The following is a 19066-nucleotide window of genomic DNA, read 5'->3' as shown; positions in this document are numbered from 1 at the left end:
AAAGACGGGGGCCGGTAGTCAGGCCGCCAGTCCCAGCTCAGAGGGTCGCGTGTTTTCCATGCCCCACCGTCTGCGAGAGTCGTCAACGGCGACGACGGGCAGACCTCCATTTCCTCTAAGCTCCGACTGACTGAGATCGGAGCGCATTAGCGTGTCAACGCCGACGCCGAAGAACTGCGCCGCGCGGCACATGTCGTTGAATGACCAAGTAGCGCCGGTATTGATCATTCGGTTGAGATTCTGGCGGTGCTTGCCCATATAGGCTGCAAGATCGCTTTGTTTTAGCCCGCGGACCGCGAGCATCATGCGGATATTGTCCAGCGCGACAGACTGGTAGTCCGTCGCTGTCGCCGCTGGCGCTGTCATTGTTTCGGTCATGACTTCATTGTAGCCAAATCTGATTACACGGTCAACACGCCGTGTACTTTACAAACGTAACCAACATGGTCTATATGTAATCACATGCGGTTACAAAGACAGAACGAAGAGACAGCTTCTCGAATCCTGAAGCTAATCAGCGAGCGCGGGACAACTCAGTCGGCGCTCGCCGACGAGATTGGGATTACCCGACAGGCTTTGTCTAACAAGATCAAGGGCAACAGGCCCTTCACCCTCAAGAACATCTCCGCCATCGCCGATGTGTTCGAAGTCAGCATCGACTACCTCACCGGACGCATCCCCAACTACTGGCCCGACCCGTGGAACCCCAACGAGGCACCCAAATGATCTTCCTAATCTGCGGCATCATCCAACTCGCCACCGGCATCGCAGACCTCATCGCCGGCATCACCCGCCCCAACTTCTACCAAGGACTCTGCGGCGTCATATTCCTCGCATGGGGCATCACCAACCTCATCATCTGGCACGACGAACGCCACGACACCATCCGAAGACGGACCGAAACCATCGACAGCCAACTCGGCCAACACCTAGAGGACACACTATGAGCAACAGCATCACTCTCGAACTTCCCAGCAACGGCCTCGGCTCCGGCTGCAACATTCTTCGCTGCCACGACCGAGCCGGCGGCGACATCGCCATCCTCATCATCGCCCGAGACCTACCCGCCGTCACCATGAAAGAGCTGCGCGACGGACTTGTCACGCAGCTCGATCAACAAATCAAGGCGTCAAGCAACAAAGCTAACGCCAAACCTCAGGCTCTTCGGGCTGATAGTCGGACACCGTCCACCACAGAGCCTGAGCCGGATTGAAGCGAATATCCCTCACCGATTCAAGCCCATTGGTCGAAGCCCTGAACGACACCGCCTTTCCGTTCTGCAAAGCGACGTTGATGCGCGTCAGTACGTCATCGGCGTTCTCGGACTCGTCCAAGTCGAAAAACAACTGAGCGTTTCCAGACTGCACCTGAAGTCTCTTGACCATTTGAATACTTCCTTTCCCCGCGTGCTGCGGTTCTTGTTTTGGTTGGCACCATCAAGCCTACGGCCACGGGGAAAGGACCCACCCTCTTGAAGGACACGCCATGAACCCCCTCACCCGCTGGCCCTACCTCACCGCCATCACCCTCACCGTCACCGAAGCCGTCTGCTGGTGGTGGCTGTTCACCCACATGGCATGCGCCCACCCCATCGGCAACGGCATCGCCGCCCTCACCGCCTTCATCCTCATCCCCCTCGCGATCATGACCATGATCGACCACACAGAACTTCCCCCGGCCCAACTTCCTTCCACAACACACATTGCGGGGGCCGCCGGAGGCGACAAGGCCAGTCGATAACACCACCATCCACCAACCCCGCGCCGGTCCATCTCCTACCGGCACGGGCCCAAGGGCGGGACGCACGGCAAGCCGCCGGCCACGAGGCCTTGTGTACTCACCTCAAACGACCGGCACCCGGTTCGACTCCGGGCCCGTCCACGCAAACCGAAAAGAGAACCCCATTGCACACCAAGCGCACGCTCATGACATGGCCCCTCACCCCCGAGGGCCTGACCATGCAGCCCGGCGACCTCATGGCCTCGCTCTACGAGACCATCAACCTCGCCAACGCCGACCCCGCATGGCCCTACCTCATCATCCCGCCCAAACCCGGCGAGATCGAGATAGACCGCCGCAAGGGATGGATAGGCGCCGAGTGCGAATACGTGAGCAAAAAGGAACTCAGAAAGGAATACCGCAATGGATAACCTCACCAAGCTCGCCAACGAGCTCGCCGCCAACGACGATGCCCTCTATCTCGACAGCCTCAAGGCGACCCTCGCCAAGGCCCTCGAAAACGCCGGACTCGCCCTCACCGACCCCGCCAAGGCCGTCGTCTTCGAGTACGACCCCGCCACCATCGCCAAGATCGCGGCCGACGCCATGAACGACGACGAGGAAGACGACGAGGACCCCGTCACCGCCGACCCCGAGGACTTCACCGAGCACCTGCGCGCCCTCGCGCTCATGGCCCACGAAAACCTCGCCCACATCGAGACCGACGCCCTCGCCCACAAATGGGCCGACATCCACGGCATCGCCGTCAACGGCAAGAACATCATCACCCGCCTCGTCCACGCGATCGACGAACTGGAGGACTAATGGCCGGCGAAACCACGCTCACCATCATCGGCAACCTCACCGCCGACCCCGAACTCAGGAACACCCAAGGCGGCGGCACCGTCTGCTCGTTCACCGTCGCCTCGACCCCCCGCGTCTACAACCGCCAGTCCGGCCAGTACGAGGACGGGCCAGCCCTGTTCATGCGCTGCGCCGCATGGCGCGACCTCGCCCAGCACTGCGCCCAGACCCTCGCCAAAGGCATGCGCGTCATCGCGTCCGGCCAGCTCAAGCCGAACAACTACACCGACCAACAGGGCCAGAAGCACTACGGCGTCCAGCTCGTCCTCGACGAGATCGGCCCCAGCCTGCGCTTCGCGACCGCCACGGTCCAGCGCCAGCAGCAGGGCCAAGGCTTCCAAGGCGGCCAGCCCGCCTATCAGGGCGGACAAGCCTACGGACAGCAGCAGGACACTGGGCAGGACCCGTGGTCCAACAACATCTAAGGAACCCCAATGAAGAAGACAGCCGAGGGCGTGCAGGACGCGCTCATCCCCGACGAGATCACCCCGCTCATGCTGCTGCCCCTCGCAGCGAAGGCCGCCAAGGCCAAGAGCGACGCCGGCGCGTTCCGCATCGCGGTCGCCAAAATGCTCCCCTTGGAGACCCGAGAGGCCTACGTCCGCAAATACAAGAACATCGACCCCGTCACCGAAGCGCTCTACGACGCCGACGAGATCATGCAGGCCATCATCGACGCCGCCAGCGCCGTGGACGACCTCATGACCTACCCCATCGAGGCACGCAAGCGCATCGGCGTCCACGACATCCGCCGGTCGCTCGAAGACCCCCTCCGGGGCCTCGCGACCACCGAGGACGTGGACCCGGACACCGGCGAGATCACGGAGGACTGACAGATGACATGGTGGATGGTCGACGACGCCCTCTATGACTCGCAGAACATGGAGCAGGTCAGCGCCGAGGCGCTGGGCGTGCATATCCTCATGTGCTCCTACGTGGGCAAGCACATCTACGACGAGAACTTCGACCCCAGCTTCACCCTGAAGCGCGTCGAGCTCGTCACCCGCATCGCGAAGAAGCCCCCCACCCCCCGCAAGCTCCAAGCCATCACCGTGGAGCTCGTCGAGGCGGGCATGTGGTGCGATCTGGGCGACAGGTACCGGATAGTCGAATCCCAGCCGTTCGGCAAGTTCGCCGGCAGCCGCGAACTGTCCGCCAAGAGAGCCGCCGCGGGCCGTGCCGGCGGCAGAGCCTCGGGACAGTCGAGACGAAGCAAAACCGAAGCAAATGCTTCAAGCAAAACGCAAGCAAATGCTTCAAGGTTGCTTGAGCAAACGGGAAGCAAATCGAAGCAACCGGTACCTAGCCTATCCGATACCGATAATCCCCCTGACCCCCCGCAAGCAACCTACGACCTCGCCGAGGCCGAACACCGGGTGGATACCCGGACCGGCCAGATCGTCCGCGACGCCTACCCCGGCCGCATCGGCCGCAGGACCGACGTGGACCACGCCCTCACGATCGCCTTGGAGGACTGCGACCCCCAGACCCTCTACGGGGCCGTCATCCGCTACGGGCGGGCCGTCGACAACGGCGACGTGCTCCGCAAGGACGTGCCACCCCTCACGGAATGGCTTCAGGAAGGCCACTGGAGGCGCTGGCAGCCCGACAAGCCAAGAACCTACGAATGGGGAGGCATCACACGCCAATGGCTCAAAGAACACATCGAGGACCACGTCCCCAACGGGGCGTTCACCGCAAGCCGCGAACAAGCCTTCTGGGCCGAGGTCAAGACCGGCCACGAGCCCAAGGAAGTCGCCCGCAGCATCGTCGACGAGATCAACATCCGGGCCCGGCGTACTACCTCGCCTGCGGTCTCATAGCCACCCTCGGCATGCCCATCGTCACCTACCTCATCAGCAAACTCTAAGAAAGGACCATCATGCAGAACCTCATCCGCGACAGCCTGCTGCTCGGCGCCCAGATCAACATCACCATCACGCCCGCCGGCTACTACCCCGAGGAAACCCGCGACACCGAACCCGAAGACGTCCAGACGCCGGACATCGAGCCCACGTACAAGCCCATGCCCGACGGCGCCGTGTTCGCGATCGGCGGCCACGACATCGAATACCGGTTCATCCCCCACGGGCCCGTCGTCACCTGCGTCCCCACCGCGGCATTGCCCCAATGCAAGCCGTTCGACAAGCTCGGGGACTCCAACGAGTGGAAGACCTCAAGCCTGCGCCATTGGCTCAACCACGAGTTCTGGCTGGAGAGCATGCCCGACGAGCTCAAACGCGACATCGTGCCCACCAAGCATGACGGCGTCGAAGACCTCGTCTGGCTGCCCACCGAGGCCGAGGTGTTCGGCAGCGCGATCTTCAGCAACAAGGAACTCGCCACCGGGGAGGCCCGTCTGTTCGACACCAAGACGTCCCGTCGAATCAGGGACACCAATGGGGAACCGCGCTGGTGGTGGACACGCTCGGCCAACTCCGTAAGCCCGAACCATGTGCCCATCATCACCCCGGACGGCGCCGTGGACTATCGGAGCGCCGGCGGCGCAACGGGCGGCGTGCTGCCGTGCTTCAACCTTCCAAGGGAAAGCGCCTGAGCATGGCCGCGAATCCATCGAAGGAAACCCGCCAGATTGTGCTCGGCCGTGACCAACACCGTTGCGTGGTGTGCGAGACCTACCTGCGGCCCGGCCAATGGCCCGGCATGAGCATCCACCACCGGCTCCGCAGATCGCAGGGCAGCGGCGAGGACGAGCTGCACGAGCCCAGCAACCTCATCAGCGTGTGCGGCATGGACAACTCGACCGGCTGCCACGGCTGGATACACCAGCACCCGAACGAGGCCGTGAAGCTCGGCTACCTCATCCGCAGCTACGACGACCACAAGCCCAGCGAAGTGCCCATATTCAACCAGCGCTACGGCTGGCAACTGCTGTCCACCGACGGACAGGCCACCCCCTGCAAACCACCCACCCCCCTCAAGGAAGGACCAACGAAATGACCGACAACATCGACAACACGCTCCTAGACCCGCCCCAGCCGCCGGCGAAACGGCATATGCTGCTGTGGCTCGACACCGAGACCACGGGCCTCGACCCGTACAACTGCGAGCTCTTGGAGATCGGCATGCAGTTGACCGACATGCGCGCCGACACTAGGGGAGATTCGCTGCATCTGATCGTCCACCCGGACAGCGTGCGCAACTGGGCCATCCACCCCGAGCTGTTGAACGCCTACGGCATGCACATCGCCAACGGCCTCATGCTCGAAAGCGCGGAAGCACCCCAAGAGGGCTACGACTACAAGCACACCGCGTGGAACCTGCGCGAGTTCATCAACGATTTGACCGACCGGTACATCCTCCACCCGGCCGGCACCAACGTGGACTTCGACCTCAAACAGCTCGACACCCACCTGTCCAAACACGTCGACGGCAGCATCACCGAGGGACTGAGCCACAGGAAGCTCGACCTGTCGTCCTTCCGCCTGCGGGACATGGCCGACGGCCTCGACCCCTACAAGGACCGCGAGCAATCCCAACACCGGACCACGTACTGCCTCGACAGGGACATCACCGAATACCGCCAACGCCTCACCGGAAAGGTCGCACAGTGAACCATCTGACCCGCCAGCAACTCCAGATCGTCAACCACCTCAGCTTCGCCAACGAACGCCTCGCCCAAGTCCTACGCGACATGAGCGACCCCGCCCTCGAAGCCGACGACGTCAACGACAGCGTGGGCAGCCTCGACGGCCTCGCCGACTACCTGCGCAACACGGCCCGCGAGTGCGGCCGCCTGCTCGAAGACCTCATCCACGACACCACAGGAATCGAATCATGATCACACCCGAGTTCAACTACAACGACAACCCCCAGCCGAAGAAACAACGGACGCCTCTCGTCCTGTTCGGCGAGATCGTCGCCGTCATCCTCGTCATCGGCGTCACCGCCCTCATCGGCTCGCTCATCATCGCCGGCCTTACCGCACTCTGGAGATTCATCATCTAAGGAAGAACAATGCCCTACAAAACACAAGAGTTCACCATAGACACCTACGTCTGCGACCTCTGCGGCTTCATCGAAACCGCAATCACCAACGAAACAGCAGATACAGACGGTTACGAACTACTGGAAGACAAAGGGTGGCACTCCACACCGCCCAGCATCTTCGACGATCGCTGCCGCTGCTACTGCCCGAACTGCTGCGCCAACCACCAGATCAACTCACCCAACCTGTGCGCCGAATGCGACACCATCACCTACAACGACCACGCCGAAGGCCATCTCGACGGAGAAACATGGACCTGCGCCGCATGCACCGCCAAACTCGAAGAGGAATACGCCAACTCATGAAACGAACAACCCTCGCGCTCGCCGCCATCCTCGCCATCCTCGCGCTCGCCGGCTGCGGAGAAACCCCCACCGGCACCGACGACGGCACCAAAGACAACCCCATGTCCGGCTACATCGCATGGTACGAGACCCCCGACCGCAAGGCCAAGGTCCAATGCTTCAACATCAGCGCCGGCGTGTCCTGCGACTGGGACCACGTCATCGTCGACGGAGGCACCAAATGAGCCCCGAACTTGCCGAATACATCGCGCTCGCCAGAGCCGGCCAAGCCCCCATGAGTCCCGCCGAACGACGAGCCATCTACAACCACCGCAAATACCTCGAAATCAAGGCAAGAGACCCCGAATACTACACACGCCGACGCCGCGAGGAACGCCGCCAACGCAGAAAGGCACAACACCATGAATGATCAGGACGCCGAACGCTTCCTCATCGACGGCATCGAGGAATACACGTCACTGAGAGCAGACCCCGACTATCAGGACGCACAAACCGTCACCCGCCAATGGCTCCAAGCCCACGACCGACGAATCCGCGCCGAAGCCTTCCAAGAAGGCAAAACAATGGCGCTCGCCGCCTATGGGAAGTTCTCGAAGATGTCCGAGGCCGAGAAGGCCAACCCCTACGAGGACTTGGAGGCCGGGGGCAATGCGATAGTCCACTTCCCTCCCGTCATCGCCTTCGGCCGGCTGGAGCCCGACAAGTGGCTGCTGTTGAAGACCTTGGAGGAAGCGGCCGAGATGGTCGACGCCGGCAAGGCCCACATCCACGACGAGGCCAGCGCGGACAAGTGGACTGCGTTCATGGACGAGATCGCCGACGTGGTCCAGACCCTCGCCAACCTGTGCGCCGCGTTCGACATCGCCGACAGCGAGCTCTACGAGGCGCTGGACAGGTGCCGGGAGCGCAACCGCAAGCGGGGGAGACTGTGATGTGGGCCCGAGTCACCACCCAAGGCCGGCAAATCCGTCTCACCCCCAACATGGTCGATGTGCTGCTGAACGCGCTCGACAGACCCGTCTACCCCGTCAACCGCAATCACCGGCGCACCTTCGAGGCCCTGCAATCCTACGGACTGCTCACCCCGGTCGGCTACGAGAAATGGTCGCCCACCGGCGAGGGTTGGAAGATCGCCACCTAGATCAAGAAAGGCACTGAGGAATGAAGAAAACCTACTGCGACATGTGCGGCAACGAGTTCGTCGGCAAGGGGCTCCATATGGACATCGACCTGTTCAGCCGATCGGACAGCGACATGAAGTCCTACCACATGGACTTCGACGTATGCGACGACTGCGCCGAGGACTACGAGGGCGACACCCTCGGCTACCTCGGCATCGGACAGGACCGCACCCTGAGCTTCGAGAAGGAAGGCTAATGAGCAAGCTCGCAGAGATCGCGTGGCAAATGCTCGCCGAAGGCAAGAGCGTCGAGGACGTCAAACTCCGCACGCAACTGTCCACGGCCGTCATCGAGGCCATGAGGAAGGACCAACAACGCCAATACGACAGCAAGCACCGTCGCGAGGCCCGCAACAGGCAATAAAGAAAGCCCCCACCCATTGCCGTGGGAGAGGACTCGCATGTCATCGAGAAACGACACCGCAAGTCTACCACTAGGGCGGAGGCCACCTCATGGAAAACACCCCGGATTGCCCGCGCTGCGGCAAGCCCATCACCATCGACCGCATGACGATCTGTCCGGCCTGCGCCAACGAGCTTCAGCGGCGTATCGAATGGCTCGGCCAGATCGGCATGCCGACCCTTCAACAGGTCGCCTACCGCAAGGCCCGGTTCGGCCAGAAGGCCATCCGATCGGGCAACAAGGCGTTCGCGCCCACACCCTTCGACCTTGAGGCCCAACAGGTGTACGTCACCGCCGAAGCCACGCTCCAGCAGACCGGCGGCATCCTCGACATCCGCCCCCTCGGCTACGACCGGCGCGAACAGCCTCGCACCCTGCGGGATTGGGTCTACCTATGCCCTCAGCTCGTCAGGCAGATGCCCCAGCTCGTCCGCACGCCCGGCGCTGCCGGCATGCTCGACCGCATCGTCAAGGCCTGCGACATGGTCTCCGCCAAGATCACCCGCCCCGGCGAAAAACGGCTCGTCGGCGTATGCACCAACTGCCTGACCTTCCGGCCGCCCGTCCGCACGCCGATCTACGCCACCGAAACCGACGGCTACGCCGTATGCCCCGCCTGCGGCACCTTCCTCACGCTGAACGACGTGAGGCTCGCCTACCTTAAGGGCGCGGGCCTCTTGCACATCACCCGCACCCAAAGCGAGGCCGCCCGATGGGTCCGCGAGAACACCGGCGTGCAGGTCACCGGCAAAGACCTCAAGAACTGGAGGACACGCGGCAAAATGCCCTCCACAAGACATGTGGAAGGCCCCTACTGGGCATGGAACATCATCGAATTGCTGGAGTGCGCCGAAGCCCGGCTCAAGACGGGAAACCGTTGAAATTGCGGGCTGAGCCTTTTTTGTGTTACGCTGTCGCGTGAATGGTGGTGCGGAAAAGGTCCGCTCCGCCATTTCGCATATATGGGCGGCTCCCCGATCGGGCGCCGATGGGTCCAAACCGTCGGCGAATGTGCTCCGCCCGCCAATGGTCTCGGTAGCTCAGCGGCTAGAGCAATACGATACGTTCCTATCGGTCGGCGGTTCGAATCCGCCCCGAGGCCCAACCCCCGTTAGCCCAACAGGTAGAGGCGGCCGATTCAAGCTCGGCGCGGTCCCGGTTCGAATCCGGGATGGGGGACAGGTGGCGCGTGCCTGAGAGGACTAAAGGGCCCCGCCGTGAGGCGCGGCAAGCGGCAAACAGAGGCTCGCAACCTCGACGCTTCGCGGATTCGAATCCCGCCCGCCACCAACATTCGCACGCCCCGCATATCCAGACCTGAAATCTGGCCCCATGCGGGGCGTTCGCATGCCAAGCCGTGAGTGGCGTGTCACAAGTAACCGCGGCCGCCTAGCAGGGCACTTTTAGGGACAGAGCGCCGGGACCGTCCCGCATATGCGGCCCCGACGCTCCACCCCACCGCAGCAGGGAAAGGACAAACCCCATGCCAGTGACCTGCGACATACACCTCTACGCCGGCGTCGAGATAGGCGTCATCCATTTGGAACTACCCCCCGGCCTCGAAAACGACCCCGAAGGCATCCGGCAACGAATGGCCCTCGGCATGCAAGCCTTCCGGGGGGCCTTCGAAAACCCACCCCCTCCCAACGAAAGCCCCTGCCATGAGCACCATCCCCCAAATCCCGCACACGATCACCATCGACGCGCACCAACATAAGGTGCTCATCGACGGACTGCCCTTCACATACCCCCTCGCCTCAATAGGCCCCCGCCCCCAGTTCGAACCCGGAGGGGCCGGCATAGTATGGCTCCCGCTACTGGCCGACCACTGCGAATACAAGGCCGACATCCAAGCCAACAGCGAGCGCCGATCGTGAACAATCCTCGTCGCAGGAATGGGCACAGGCGTGACGAACTGAACAGGCGACACAAGATCGGGCATCCCGATTGCTACATCTGTGGCGGTCCGATCGATTACGATGCGGTCGCTCCGAGTCCTTGGAGCTATGTCACAGACGAAATAGTGCCGGTCAAGTACGGCGGCGACCCGCTGAGCTGGGACAACACTGCGCCAGCGCATTGGTGGTGCAATCGCATCAAGTCGACTCATTCGATTCAGTGGGCTCGCGCCAAGGTTCGTGAACTCATCAAGGAAGGCAAGGCTCCGAGTCGGCGAGCGCCTGAGAGTGTCGTGGTTCGTTCGTCGGATTGGTTCGGCCGTTGATGGGTGGGGGGAGTACCCCTCCCGGTCGTGTCATGGCCACCACGGGCAAAGGGCCGTTTTACCCCCGAGGTTTTTTCCACAGGATAGGAGGGCTGGGAAGTGGTTGCCAGAACCCGTAAAACCGTGTCGAAACCCGCTGCCAAGCCCTCGGCGCGTAAGGCGCACACGCTTAGGAACGCGGCCAATTCCGGTGATCGTCGTCGGCTGCTCGTTGCCATGCGTAATCTCATCGCCGACAAGCTCGACGAGGGCAAGGTATCGCCACGCGATCTCGCGGCCTTGACCAAGAGGTTGGCGGACCTGAGCAACGACATCGACGCGATCGACAAGGCCGCCGCGGTCAACGACCCGGTCGCCGTTGCCCTCGACGTGGAAGACGAGACCTTCGATGACGAGCCTGAACATTGACGGCGCCGACCGTCTCGTCATTCCCGACGGCGTCCACTCTAGTCAGGAACCCAGCCTCAACGCGCTCGCCAACGCCGCGGGCGACCGGTTCGACGTATGGCAGCGGCAGATAAACCGGCTGGCGTTGTCCATGACGGTTGAGGGGTTCTGGGCCGCGCGCAACGTGGTCATGAGCATCCCGCGCCAGACCGGCAAGACGTTCGACGTCGGATGGCTCGTCATTCACCGGTGCGCGCGCACGCCCGGCCTGCGAGCCGTGTGGACCGCCCAGCACTTCAGCGTCATCAAGGACACGTTCGAGGGCATGTGCGGCATCGTGCTGCGCCCCGAGATGGCGTCGCTCGTCGACCCCGACCACGGCATCAGCCTCGCCGCCGGCAAAGAGGAAATCCGCTTCCGCAACGGTTCGCGCATCTTCTTCCGAGCCCGCGAACGCGGAGCCCTCCGAGGTGTCAAGAAGGTCGCCCTGCTCGTCATCGACGAGTGCCAGCACCTCTCCGACAGCGCTATGGCCGCCATGCTGCCGACCCAGAACCGCGCCTATAACCCCCAGACGATCTACATGGGCACCCCTCCCGGCCCAAAGGACAACGGCGAGGCGTTCACCCGCATGCGCACCAAAGCGTTGTCCGGGCGAAGCCATTCCAGCATGTACGTCGAGTTCTGCGCCGAACGAGGCTGCGACCCTTTGGACCGCGAACAATGGAAGAAAGCCAACCCCAGCTACCCCGGCCACACCAGCGACGAGTCGATCATGAACCTGTACGACAACCTCGCCGGCGACGACTTCAACCGCGAAGCCCTCGGCATCTGGGACGAACACTCCACCAGCGCCGCCATCGACCAAGCCAAATGGGACGAGGCCACCGTCAACCGGCGCCGCGAAGACGGCGTCATGAGCTTCGGCATCGACATGAACCCCGACCGCACCCGACTCACCATCGGCGCGTGCATGAAATACGCTGACGACACCGCCCACATCGAACTCGCCGAATACCGCGACACCAACCGCGACGGCGTCATGTGGGCCGTCAACCTCTTGGAACGAGTCTGGGACGACACCGCCGCGGTCGTCATCGACGCCCAAAGCCCGGCCATGAGCCTGATCACCGACCTACAGGAAGCCGGCATTCACGTCACCGTCACCAACAGCGCGGCCATGGGTCAAGCCTGCGGACGCTTCCAAGACATGCTCAAGGACGGCACCCTGACGCACCTGCCCGAAGACGGCCAACAACCACTATGGACAGCCGTCAGGAAAGCCACCATCCGCCCCATCAACAAACAAGGCCTCTTCGGCTGGAACCGCCCCGACGACGACACCGACATCAGCCCCCTCGTCGCCTGCACCATCGCCCTCCACGGCGCCATGACCACCCGACGAGACCCCACACGAGAAACGGAGACATGGTTCTAATGCCCGAAATCACGGACGAATACGGCATGGCCGTAACCAACCCATCCACCAGAGACGCCTACCTCGCCGTCAGCTCCGCCAACGTCTCAGTCATCGACGGAGTCGCCGACGACGACATGCCCACCATCCAGAAACTGCTCAAAACATGGCGCGACCACTACCCGCGCAACATGCTGCGCACCGACTACTACCAAGCCCGATACCGATACCGAGGCATCGCCTACAGCATCCCCCAGCACATGAGGGACATCGCCGAACCGATGATAGGCTGGCCCAACAAAGCCGTCCGAGCGCTCGCCGACATGAGCGTCTTCGAAGGATTTGACGCACCAGACTCCATCCAAAGCCAAGTCAACGAGCTCGCCGAAGACAACGAGCTCGACATCGCCGTCTCACAGAGCGTCGTCAGCGCCTACATGCACGGCTGCTCGTTCCTGACGATCTCCGCCGACGTCGACAACCCCGACCGCATCCTGATCATGCCCCGCGCCGCCGATTGGAGTGCTGGCATCTGGGACTACCGGCACCGCCGCCTCGCCTCTGCCCTGACCATCACCGACAGGGACGACAAGACCGGCAACATCACGGCGTTCAACGTGTGGCTTCCCGGCAAAACCTACGAAGTCGAGCACCAAGACGACGGCTGGCACGCGAACACCATCATCACAAACCTCGACCGGCCCAGCGTCGTTCCACTCATCAACGACGCGCAGTCCTACCACCCGCTCGGCAACAGCCGCATCACCAGAACTCTCATGCACCTGACGGACTTCGGCCTGCGCACCATGGTCCGCATGGAAGCCACGGCAGAGTTCTACGCCGCGCCCAGAATCTGGTTCCTTGGCGCCTCGAAGAAATTCACCAGCGACACATGGTCGTCGATCGTGAGCGTCATGAACGGCATGCCCGCCAACAAGGACGGCAGCACCCCGCAGCTCGTCCAGCTCCAACAGGCATCCATGCAGCCGCACGCCGACATGCTCAAGACCATCGCGCTCATGGTGTCCGCTGAAACCGACATCCCCGTCAACGACCTCGGCATCACCATGGACAACCCGGCATCCGCCGAAGCCATGGCCGAAGCCGAACGCAAACTCTCCCGAACCGCCGACCGGCAGAACAAGCGCTTCGGCCGGGCTCTCAAGGACGCGATGGGCCTCGCGCTCGCCTATCAGGGCGCCGACCCCGACGTCGTCCGCGAACTGCGACCGATCTGGGCACCCGTCAAGGAAACCAGCGACGCGGCCCGCGCCGACTGGTACCAGAAGGTCGCCAGCACCAATCAGGCGTTCGCGGACAGCGACGTGGGGCTGACCCGCGCCGGCCTGACATGGGACGAGATCAAGGCGCATCGAGCCTACGAGAGGCAGCAGCGGACCCAGCAGTCCATCGACGAACTCAGAGCACGCCTAACCGTCGCCAAAAACGACGGACAACAGGAGGTGAACGGCAATGGCAACGGGAACGCCGACCAATCTTCCGCTGGACAACCTCAACCCGGCTCAGCGTCAGGCGTTCCAAACGCATCTTGACGATCTCTGGGACGACTATCAGGACATGCTCGCGGACCTGACACTCGAAGCAAAGCAGATGGCGGCGGGCGTCGCATGGGACAACTTCGAAGACCCCTTGCATTACCTGCGCACCGAGGTCTTCGAGGAATACGCCAACCGCGCCAACCAGCTCGCCAACGACTACTATGACGCCGTCCGCTCCGCATGGAGCGAGGCGGCCGGCGTCGACCTCCCCGAATACAAACCCTCGCAGGTCAGCGCCGACCGTTCCTTCTGGCAGATCGTCGGCGGATACAACAGCACCGACCACGTCGGCCTCAAATTCACCGACGTCATCAACCACCGGAGCAAGGCCGGCTTGACCATGGACGACCTCTGGGCCATGAAGACAGACGGCTTCGGCGAAGACGAATGGATGAACCTAGCCGCCGACATCGTCGGCACCACGGCCCGGCTCACCTCTCGCTTCAACGGCGAAAACGACCCATCACAACCCCGATACGCGCGCGTGCCGGTCGGGCCAACCTGTGCCTTCTGCATCCTCATGGCATCCAGAGGCTTTGTCTACTGGAGCGAGGAAAAGGCCGGCGGAAGAGGCAACCGATACCACAAAAACGACGACTGCCGCATCGTTTCCAACTGGGGCAAGGCCCGAATCAAAGGCTACGACCCCGACGGCATGAAGGAACGCTACAAGCAATGCCGCCAATCCATCGCCGGCATGCTCAACCGCGACGAATACGCCAAATACGTCGCCGAAATGAAGGCGCAAGGCAAGAAAACCTCGGAAATCGACAAATACGACGAATGGACAACCCACCGCATCGTATCGGAAATGGGATGGAGAGACCGTCAATGGCTCTACGACGGAACCGAGCCAAGCATCGAGTTCGCATCCCCGGAGATCAAGGCCGAAACCGAGAAAGCCCGCCCGCAGGAACTACGAACCGCCGCCCGAGACCGCAAATTCGGCATCAAGCCGATGTTCCAACTCGACTACAAGGAAGTCGAAAACCCCGAGACTCACATCATGGAACGAGTCGGCCTATCGGACTGGGCCGGCGGCATCGAGATCAAGACGCCGGACAAGGCGAAGTCCTTCCGGTCCATAGACGGGTACTTGGGAAGCGCCGGCAAGAAAACCGACACTACACGCCTCATCATCGACAACAGCGAAAACCCCAACATGAGCGACGAACAGCTCAAGGAATACATCCTTCAAAGCAACCGATTCAAGAACGGAGCCGTCTACATCATCACCAAGGACCAACAGCTCGTGCGAATAAAGTAAGCGCCTCGGCTACTACCCAAGTGGCGGTAGCGGGGGCGCTTACGTTTCCCACTATACCATCCGGTGGGTTGCCAGAGAGGCCGAATGGAGCCGCCTGTAAAGCGGCCGCGCAATGCCACGCAGGTTCGAATCCTGCACCCACCACTCAAAGCCGCCCGCACGGGCGGCTTTTTCATGCCCCGAAACGGGACGAAACCCAAGAAAGGACACCACCATGTTCCATCAGTGGCCCAAGCACATCCGCCTCATCGACGCGCCCGCCGACACGGGCGGCTCGGAAGCCCCGACCCAGCCCGGAACGGACGCCGACGAGCCGATCGACTACGAGGCCAAGTACAACGAAGCCCTCAAGCACTCGCGCGAGTGGGAGAAACGCGCCAAGGCCAACAAGCAGGCCGCCGACGAGCTGGAAAAGCTCAAGGAAGCCAGCATGTCCGAACAGGAAAAGGCCGCCAAGCACGTCAAGGAACTGGAGGACAAGGTCGCCCGATACGAGGCCGCCGCCCAACAGTCCCAGTGGAAGGCACAGGTGTCCGCCGAGACCGGCATCCCCGCCGACGTGCTCGAAGGCGACAGCCTCGAAGCGATACAGGCCCACGCCAAGCGAATCAACGCACTGCTCCACCCCAAGCCCAAGGCCCCCGCAGTCCACGGCGTCGACCGCCAGCCGTCCGGCAAAGGACCGAACGAAACCGCGCTCGCCTACCTGCGCAGCCTCGGAATCTGACCCAACCAACCAACTAACCGAAAGGAATCATCATGGCACTCGAATCCAGCAAGGTGCTCCTGCCCAAGGAAGTCGCCACCGTCGTCACCAAGCGCGCCAAGGACACGTCCACCATCGCCGCGCTCTCCCCGTCCGAACCGCAGCTCTTCATCGACAAGGACTACATGGTCTTCACCGGCTCCTCCGAGGCCGAGGTCGTCGCCGAGGGCGAACAGAAGACCTCCTACGAGGAAGCCCTGACCCCCGTGGTCGGCAAGCGATTCAAGGTCGTCACCACCACCCGCGTCTCCGACGAGCTGACCTTCGCGGACGATGACGCCAAGCTCCAGATCATCAGCCACATTCAGGACGATCAGGCCGCCGCCCTCGGCCGCGTGCTCGACTACGTCGTCTACCACGGCTTCGACCCGAAGAAGAAGGCCACGCTGGCCGGCTTCGAGCCCCTGTCCGGTCAGGCCGTGCAGGTGCCGGCCACCGACGACATCGTGGCCGATCTGGACACCCTCGCCGAAGCCGTCTCCGACGAGTACGACATCACCGGCATCGCCCTGAGCAAGAAGATGGCCGCCGAACTGCGCAAGGTCCGCGTCCCGTCCACCGGCCAGCGCTTCTACCCCGAGGTGCCCATCAACCTTCAGGTCGGCACCCTCGACGGCATCAGCGCCGCCACCTCCGGCACCGTCAACGGCCGCCTGATCACCCCGGACACCGGCATCAAGGCGTTCCTCGGCGACTTCTCGCTGATCAAGTGGGGCATGGTGCGCGACATCTGGAGCGAGATCATCCGCTACGGCGACCCCGATCAGATCGGCAAGGATTTGAAGGCCTACAATCAGGTCGCCTACCGCACCGAGGCCATCTACTCCTACGCCATCCTCGACCCCAAGGGCCTCGCCGTCCTCAAGACCCCGGACACCACGACCACCACCAAGGCGGGCAAGTGATGCCGGCCCCGCTCACCCAGACGCTCGTAGTGCAGGAAGACGAAGACGGCGGACTGCCCGACGTCCTCGCCATCCCTGTGCGTCTGGTGAAACCCGACGGCAGCCCCCTCGCAGGCGGCGCCACGACCATCGCATGGGACGCGATCACCGGCAAACCCGCCACCTACCCGGTCACCAAGGCGGCCGTCACCGCCAGCGTGAAGGCCGCCGACGCCACCGCCCCGACCAAGACGAGCGCGGCAGCGGCGGGGGAGACCCCCACCAAAGCCGAGTTCGACGCGGTCGTGGAACAGCTCGCCGAACTCAAGACCGCCATCGCCGCGGTCGTGGCGGAGGCCAACGAGACCAAGCGGCAGCTCAACGCGCTCATCACGAGCATGCGCGCGGCCGGCCTCGCGGCCGACAAGTAGCCGGAAAGGGGAAGCGATGCCCAACGGATACCCCGGCGAGCCCATTCCCCTGACCGGCCCGCCCGCCAAAGAGGGCGAGGACACCCCGAGCGGTGGCGTCGAACCGCCGTTCGCCGAAGTCTCCGACCTCGAAGCGAGATGGCACGCGCTCACCGCCGAAGAACGGTACAAGGCCGAAGCCCTCATCGGCGACGCCTCCGACCTGATCGTCACGACCTGCCCGAACTGGCGACAGGCGACCGCGCAGACACTCAAACGCATCACCTGCGCGATCGTCAAGCGCGCCATGCTCGCCAGAGACGACATGAGCGGCATCACCCAAGGCACCCAGACCGCCGGAAGCTACAGCGAGTCCTACACCTACGCGAACCCGTCGGGGGACATCTACCTGACCGCGTCCGAAAAGGAATCGCTCGGCGGCGAGGGAACACCATGGGCCTACGACCTCTCCACAGGGAAGGGGACACCGTGATAGGCGAACCCGTCACCGTCATCCGGCGCGAACAGCACGGATTCACCCCCGAAGGCGAACCCCGATGGGAACGCACCGAGGAAACCGTGCCCAACGTGCTCATCCAAGACGGCAGCGGCGCCAACGCGACCGACTCGACCCGCCCCGACGGCGTCACCGTCGCCAAAACCGCGCACTTCCCCCGCGCATGGCACTACCGCAGCCTGAGAGGCTGCCGCGTGCGCATCGACGGCACGGAATACGCGGTCATCGGCGACCCCAGACCCTACACGGGCGGCCTCACCCCGACGCGCTGGAACCTCACTGTCGAACTACAGGACGAAAGGGGATAGGAATGACCAAAGTCACCCTCTTCAACGAAGGCTTCCGCGAGGTGCGCCGATCGGCTGGCGTCATGGCAGAGCTCAACAAACAAGCCCAAGCCATGGCGTCCAGAGCCAACAGCATCAAAACCAAAGCCAAAGCCGAATACGAGGCCGACGAGTCCATCCCCACCGAACACGGCAGCGTCGCCCGCGTCAAAGCGGCCAACAGCACCGCGGCGGTTGACAACGCCCTCTTCGGCACCCTGAACAAGGCCATCACATGAGCGACATCGAACAGACCGTCAAGGAATGGCTCGACGCCGACCCTCGCCTCGCGGACTGGCCCGTGCTGCGCACCGTCCCGCCGAACCGCCCAACACGGTTCATCACCGTGGAACGGACAGGCGGCGGCGAAGGCCTCCACTCATCCACTCCGCTCGTCACGATTCAGGTCTGGGCCGAAAACCGGGCGGAATCCGCCTACACGGCCGGATTGGTCAGCGTCCGCATGATCGACATGCCGCTCGGCATCTCCGAGATCGCCGACACGACCGTGGAAAGCGTCGTCAACCTGCCGTTCCCCGGCCCACCCCCGCAGGCCAGAACCCAAGTACTAGCCCAAATCACCCAAGCCGCCCAATAGGGCGGCTTTTCCATATCCGAAAGGAACCATCATGGACCGCACAACCCAGCACAACACCAAAAGCAACGTCTCTCTAGGCAAGCCGATCTCCACCGGCTGCGTCTGGTGGGCCCCCGCGGGCACCCCCATCCCGACCGACGCCAACACGCCCCTCGACGACGCCTTCGTCTGCGTCGGCTACATCTCGGAGGACGGCATCACCAACGCAGTGGACACCGGCACCACCGACGT

Annotated in this window: 35 protein-coding genes, 4 tRNA genes and 1 pseudogene; 39 read left to right on the top strand and 1 reads right to left on the bottom strand. The window is 63.1% G+C overall.

Translation table 11 applies throughout. From position 1 onward, the window contains the following. Nucleotides 1-18: 18 nt before the first annotated feature. Complete coding sequence (locus tag JS533_RS07590) at nucleotides 19-378, bottom strand: helix-turn-helix domain-containing protein (protein ID WP_241513832.1); 360 nt, start codon at nucleotides 376-378, stop codon at nucleotides 19-21. 84 nt (nucleotides 379-462) lie between these two features. On the opposite strand from JS533_RS07590, the gene JS533_RS07585 reads away from it, so the two are divergent. From JS533_RS07585 to JS533_RS07395, 39 genes and pseudogenes are all read left to right on the top strand, one after another. Further along, the gene (locus JS533_RS07585) at nucleotides 463-726 is read left to right on the top strand and encodes a helix-turn-helix domain-containing protein (RefSeq protein ID WP_241513831.1); all 264 of its coding nucleotides are present in this window, start codon (nucleotides 463-465) and stop codon (nucleotides 724-726) included. Further along, complete coding sequence (locus tag JS533_RS07580) at nucleotides 723-947, top strand: hypothetical protein (protein WP_241513830.1); 225 nt, start codon at nucleotides 723-725, stop codon at nucleotides 945-947. The genes JS533_RS07585 and JS533_RS07580 overlap by 4 nt, the downstream gene beginning before the upstream one ends. Beyond that, the gene (locus tag JS533_RS07575; RefSeq protein WP_241513829.1) at nucleotides 944-1213 is read left to right on the top strand and encodes a hypothetical protein; all 270 of its coding nucleotides are present in this window, start codon (nucleotides 944-946) and stop codon (nucleotides 1211-1213) included. The genes JS533_RS07580 and JS533_RS07575 overlap by 4 nt, the downstream gene beginning before the upstream one ends. Before the next feature lie 272 nt (nucleotides 1214-1485). After that, a complete protein-coding gene (locus JS533_RS07570; RefSeq protein ID WP_241513828.1) occupies nucleotides 1486-1740 on the top strand; it encodes a hypothetical protein in 255 nt (84 codons plus the stop codon). 164 nt (nucleotides 1741-1904) lie between these two features. Then, nucleotides 1905-2150: a hypothetical protein gene (locus tag JS533_RS07565; RefSeq protein ID WP_241513827.1), complete on the top strand. Its 246-nt coding sequence runs from the start codon at nucleotides 1905-1907 to the stop codon at nucleotides 2148-2150. Then, entirely contained in the window at nucleotides 2143-2544 is a 402-nt protein-coding gene (locus JS533_RS07560) for a hypothetical protein (protein ID WP_241513826.1), read from the top strand. Before JS533_RS07565 ends, JS533_RS07560 begins: the two co-directional genes overlap by 8 nt. Next, on the top strand, nucleotides 2544-3008 hold the full coding sequence (gene ssb, locus JS533_RS07555) for a single-stranded DNA-binding protein (RefSeq protein WP_274619207.1): 465 nt from the start codon (nucleotides 2544-2546) through the stop codon (nucleotides 3006-3008). Before JS533_RS07560 ends, ssb begins: the two co-directional genes overlap by 1 nt. Nucleotides 3009-3017: 9 nt before the next feature. Beyond that, nucleotides 3018-3416 carry a hypothetical protein gene (locus JS533_RS07550; RefSeq protein WP_241513825.1) on the top strand — a complete coding sequence of 133 codons (399 nt, stop codon included), beginning with the start codon at nucleotides 3018-3020 and terminating at the stop codon, nucleotides 3414-3416. Nucleotides 3417-3431: 15 nt separating this feature from the next. Further along, nucleotides 3432-4406, top strand: a complete 975-nt coding sequence (locus tag JS533_RS07545) for a hypothetical protein (protein ID WP_241513824.1) — start codon at nucleotides 3432-3434, stop codon at nucleotides 4404-4406. A 59-nt stretch (nucleotides 4407-4465) separates the two neighbouring features. Further along, nucleotides 4466-5140: a DUF6273 domain-containing protein gene (locus JS533_RS07540; RefSeq protein ID WP_241513823.1), complete on the top strand. Its 675-nt coding sequence runs from the start codon at nucleotides 4466-4468 to the stop codon at nucleotides 5138-5140. Nucleotides 5141-5142: 2 nt separating this feature from the next. Further along, nucleotides 5143-5544, top strand: coding sequence for an HNH endonuclease (locus JS533_RS07535; protein WP_241513822.1), 402 nt, complete (start codon nucleotides 5143-5145; stop codon nucleotides 5542-5544). Further along, on the top strand, nucleotides 5541-6158 hold the full coding sequence (locus tag JS533_RS07530) for a 3'-5' exonuclease family protein (protein ID WP_241513821.1): 618 nt from the start codon (nucleotides 5541-5543) through the stop codon (nucleotides 6156-6158). Before JS533_RS07535 ends, JS533_RS07530 begins: the two co-directional genes overlap by 4 nt. Beyond that, entirely contained in the window at nucleotides 6155-6385 is a 231-nt protein-coding gene (locus JS533_RS07525) for a hypothetical protein (protein ID WP_241513820.1), read from the top strand. Before JS533_RS07530 ends, JS533_RS07525 begins: the two co-directional genes overlap by 4 nt. After that, nucleotides 6382-6552: a hypothetical protein gene (locus JS533_RS07520; protein ID WP_241513819.1), complete on the top strand. Its 171-nt coding sequence runs from the start codon at nucleotides 6382-6384 to the stop codon at nucleotides 6550-6552. Before JS533_RS07525 ends, JS533_RS07520 begins: the two co-directional genes overlap by 4 nt. 9 nt (nucleotides 6553-6561) lie before the next feature. Beyond that, a complete protein-coding gene (locus JS533_RS07515) occupies nucleotides 6562-6897 on the top strand; it encodes a hypothetical protein (protein WP_241513818.1) in 336 nt (111 codons plus the stop codon). Further along, complete coding sequence (locus tag JS533_RS07510) at nucleotides 6894-7121, top strand: hypothetical protein (RefSeq protein WP_241513817.1); 228 nt, start codon at nucleotides 6894-6896, stop codon at nucleotides 7119-7121. Before JS533_RS07515 ends, JS533_RS07510 begins: the two co-directional genes overlap by 4 nt. Next, nucleotides 7118-7306, top strand: a complete 189-nt coding sequence (locus JS533_RS07505; protein WP_241513816.1) for a hypothetical protein — start codon at nucleotides 7118-7120, stop codon at nucleotides 7304-7306. The genes JS533_RS07510 and JS533_RS07505 overlap by 4 nt, the downstream gene beginning before the upstream one ends. Further along, a complete protein-coding gene (locus JS533_RS07500) occupies nucleotides 7299-7829 on the top strand; it encodes a hypothetical protein (RefSeq protein WP_241513815.1) in 531 nt (176 codons plus the stop codon). The genes JS533_RS07505 and JS533_RS07500 overlap by 8 nt, the downstream gene beginning before the upstream one ends. Beyond that, the gene (locus tag JS533_RS07495; RefSeq protein ID WP_241513814.1) at nucleotides 7829-8038 is read left to right on the top strand and encodes a hypothetical protein; all 210 of its coding nucleotides are present in this window, start codon (nucleotides 7829-7831) and stop codon (nucleotides 8036-8038) included. The genes JS533_RS07500 and JS533_RS07495 overlap by 1 nt, the downstream gene beginning before the upstream one ends. Nucleotides 8039-8058: 20 nt before the next feature. Beyond that, nucleotides 8059-8274 (top strand): hypothetical protein, encoded by a 216-nt coding sequence (locus tag JS533_RS07490; protein WP_241513813.1) that lies wholly within the window; start codon nucleotides 8059-8061, stop codon nucleotides 8272-8274. Continuing rightward, nucleotides 8274-8441 carry a hypothetical protein gene (locus tag JS533_RS07485; RefSeq protein ID WP_214359126.1) on the top strand — a complete coding sequence of 56 codons (168 nt, stop codon included), beginning with the start codon at nucleotides 8274-8276 and terminating at the stop codon, nucleotides 8439-8441. The genes JS533_RS07490 and JS533_RS07485 overlap by 1 nt, the downstream gene beginning before the upstream one ends. An 89-nt stretch (nucleotides 8442-8530) precedes the next feature. After that, a complete protein-coding gene (locus tag JS533_RS07480) occupies nucleotides 8531-9361 on the top strand; it encodes a hypothetical protein (protein WP_241513812.1) in 831 nt (276 codons plus the stop codon). A gap of 148 nt (nucleotides 9362-9509) precedes the next feature. After that, nucleotides 9510-9582 (top strand) — tRNA-Arg (locus JS533_RS07475). 3 nt (nucleotides 9583-9585) lie between these two features. Then, nucleotides 9586-9659 (top strand) — tRNA-Leu (locus tag JS533_RS07470). 2 nt (nucleotides 9660-9661) lie between these two features. Beyond that, nucleotides 9662-9770 (top strand) — tRNA-Ala (locus tag JS533_RS07465). Nucleotides 9771-10141: 371 nt separating this feature from the next. Beyond that, nucleotides 10142-10357: a hypothetical protein gene (locus JS533_RS07460; RefSeq protein WP_241513811.1), complete on the top strand. Its 216-nt coding sequence runs from the start codon at nucleotides 10142-10144 to the stop codon at nucleotides 10355-10357. 446 nt (nucleotides 10358-10803) lie between these two features. Then, a complete protein-coding gene (locus JS533_RS07455) occupies nucleotides 10804-11112 on the top strand; it encodes a hypothetical protein (protein ID WP_241513810.1) in 309 nt (102 codons plus the stop codon). Next, nucleotides 11093-12529, top strand: coding sequence for a terminase (locus tag JS533_RS07450; protein ID WP_241513809.1), 1437 nt, complete (start codon nucleotides 11093-11095; stop codon nucleotides 12527-12529). Before JS533_RS07455 ends, JS533_RS07450 begins: the two co-directional genes overlap by 20 nt. Continuing rightward, complete coding sequence (locus tag JS533_RS07445; protein ID WP_241513808.1) at nucleotides 12529-14061, top strand: phage portal protein; 1533 nt, start codon at nucleotides 12529-12531, stop codon at nucleotides 14059-14061. The genes JS533_RS07450 and JS533_RS07445 overlap by 1 nt, the downstream gene beginning before the upstream one ends. Next, nucleotides 13982-15334 (top strand): VG15 protein, encoded by a 1353-nt coding sequence (locus JS533_RS07440; RefSeq protein ID WP_241513807.1) that lies wholly within the window; start codon nucleotides 13982-13984, stop codon nucleotides 15332-15334. Before JS533_RS07445 ends, JS533_RS07440 begins: the two co-directional genes overlap by 80 nt. 62 nt (nucleotides 15335-15396) lie before the next feature. Next, a tRNA-Tyr gene (locus tag JS533_RS07435) sits at nucleotides 15397-15478 on the top strand. 70 nt (nucleotides 15479-15548) lie between these two features. Beyond that, complete coding sequence (locus JS533_RS07430) at nucleotides 15549-16061, top strand: helicase (protein ID WP_241513806.1); 513 nt, start codon at nucleotides 15549-15551, stop codon at nucleotides 16059-16061. 32 nt (nucleotides 16062-16093) lie between these two features. After that, entirely contained in the window at nucleotides 16094-17005 is a 912-nt protein-coding gene (locus JS533_RS07425; protein WP_241513805.1) for a phage major capsid protein, read from the top strand. Further along, nucleotides 17005-17415, top strand: coding sequence for a hypothetical protein (locus tag JS533_RS07420; RefSeq protein ID WP_241513804.1), 411 nt, complete (start codon nucleotides 17005-17007; stop codon nucleotides 17413-17415). Before JS533_RS07425 ends, JS533_RS07420 begins: the two co-directional genes overlap by 1 nt. Nucleotides 17416-17431: 16 nt before the next feature. After that, nucleotides 17432-17887: a Gp19/Gp15/Gp42 family protein gene (locus JS533_RS07415; RefSeq protein ID WP_241513803.1), complete on the top strand. Its 456-nt coding sequence runs from the start codon at nucleotides 17432-17434 to the stop codon at nucleotides 17885-17887. Beyond that, entirely contained in the window at nucleotides 17884-18219 is a 336-nt protein-coding gene (locus JS533_RS07410; protein ID WP_241513802.1) for a hypothetical protein, read from the top strand. The genes JS533_RS07415 and JS533_RS07410 overlap by 4 nt, the downstream gene beginning before the upstream one ends. Before the next feature lie 2 nt (nucleotides 18220-18221). Further along, nucleotides 18222-18476, top strand: coding sequence for a hypothetical protein (locus JS533_RS07405; protein ID WP_241513801.1), 255 nt, complete (start codon nucleotides 18222-18224; stop codon nucleotides 18474-18476). Beyond that, complete coding sequence (locus tag JS533_RS07400) at nucleotides 18473-18835, top strand: hypothetical protein (RefSeq protein WP_241513800.1); 363 nt, start codon at nucleotides 18473-18475, stop codon at nucleotides 18833-18835. The genes JS533_RS07405 and JS533_RS07400 overlap by 4 nt, the downstream gene beginning before the upstream one ends. Nucleotides 18836-18866: 31 nt before the next feature. Beyond that, nucleotides 18867-19066 (top strand): annotated as a pseudogene (locus JS533_RS07395) (phage tail tube protein); the annotation flags it as partial.

The sequence above is a fragment of the Bifidobacterium amazonense genome, from assembly GCF_018555435.2.
GTDB lineage: Bacteria > Actinomycetota > Actinomycetes > Actinomycetales > Bifidobacteriaceae > Bifidobacterium > Bifidobacterium amazonense.
Note: the sequence above shows the minus strand (reverse complement) of the source record. Positions and strands in the feature narration are given on the sequence as shown.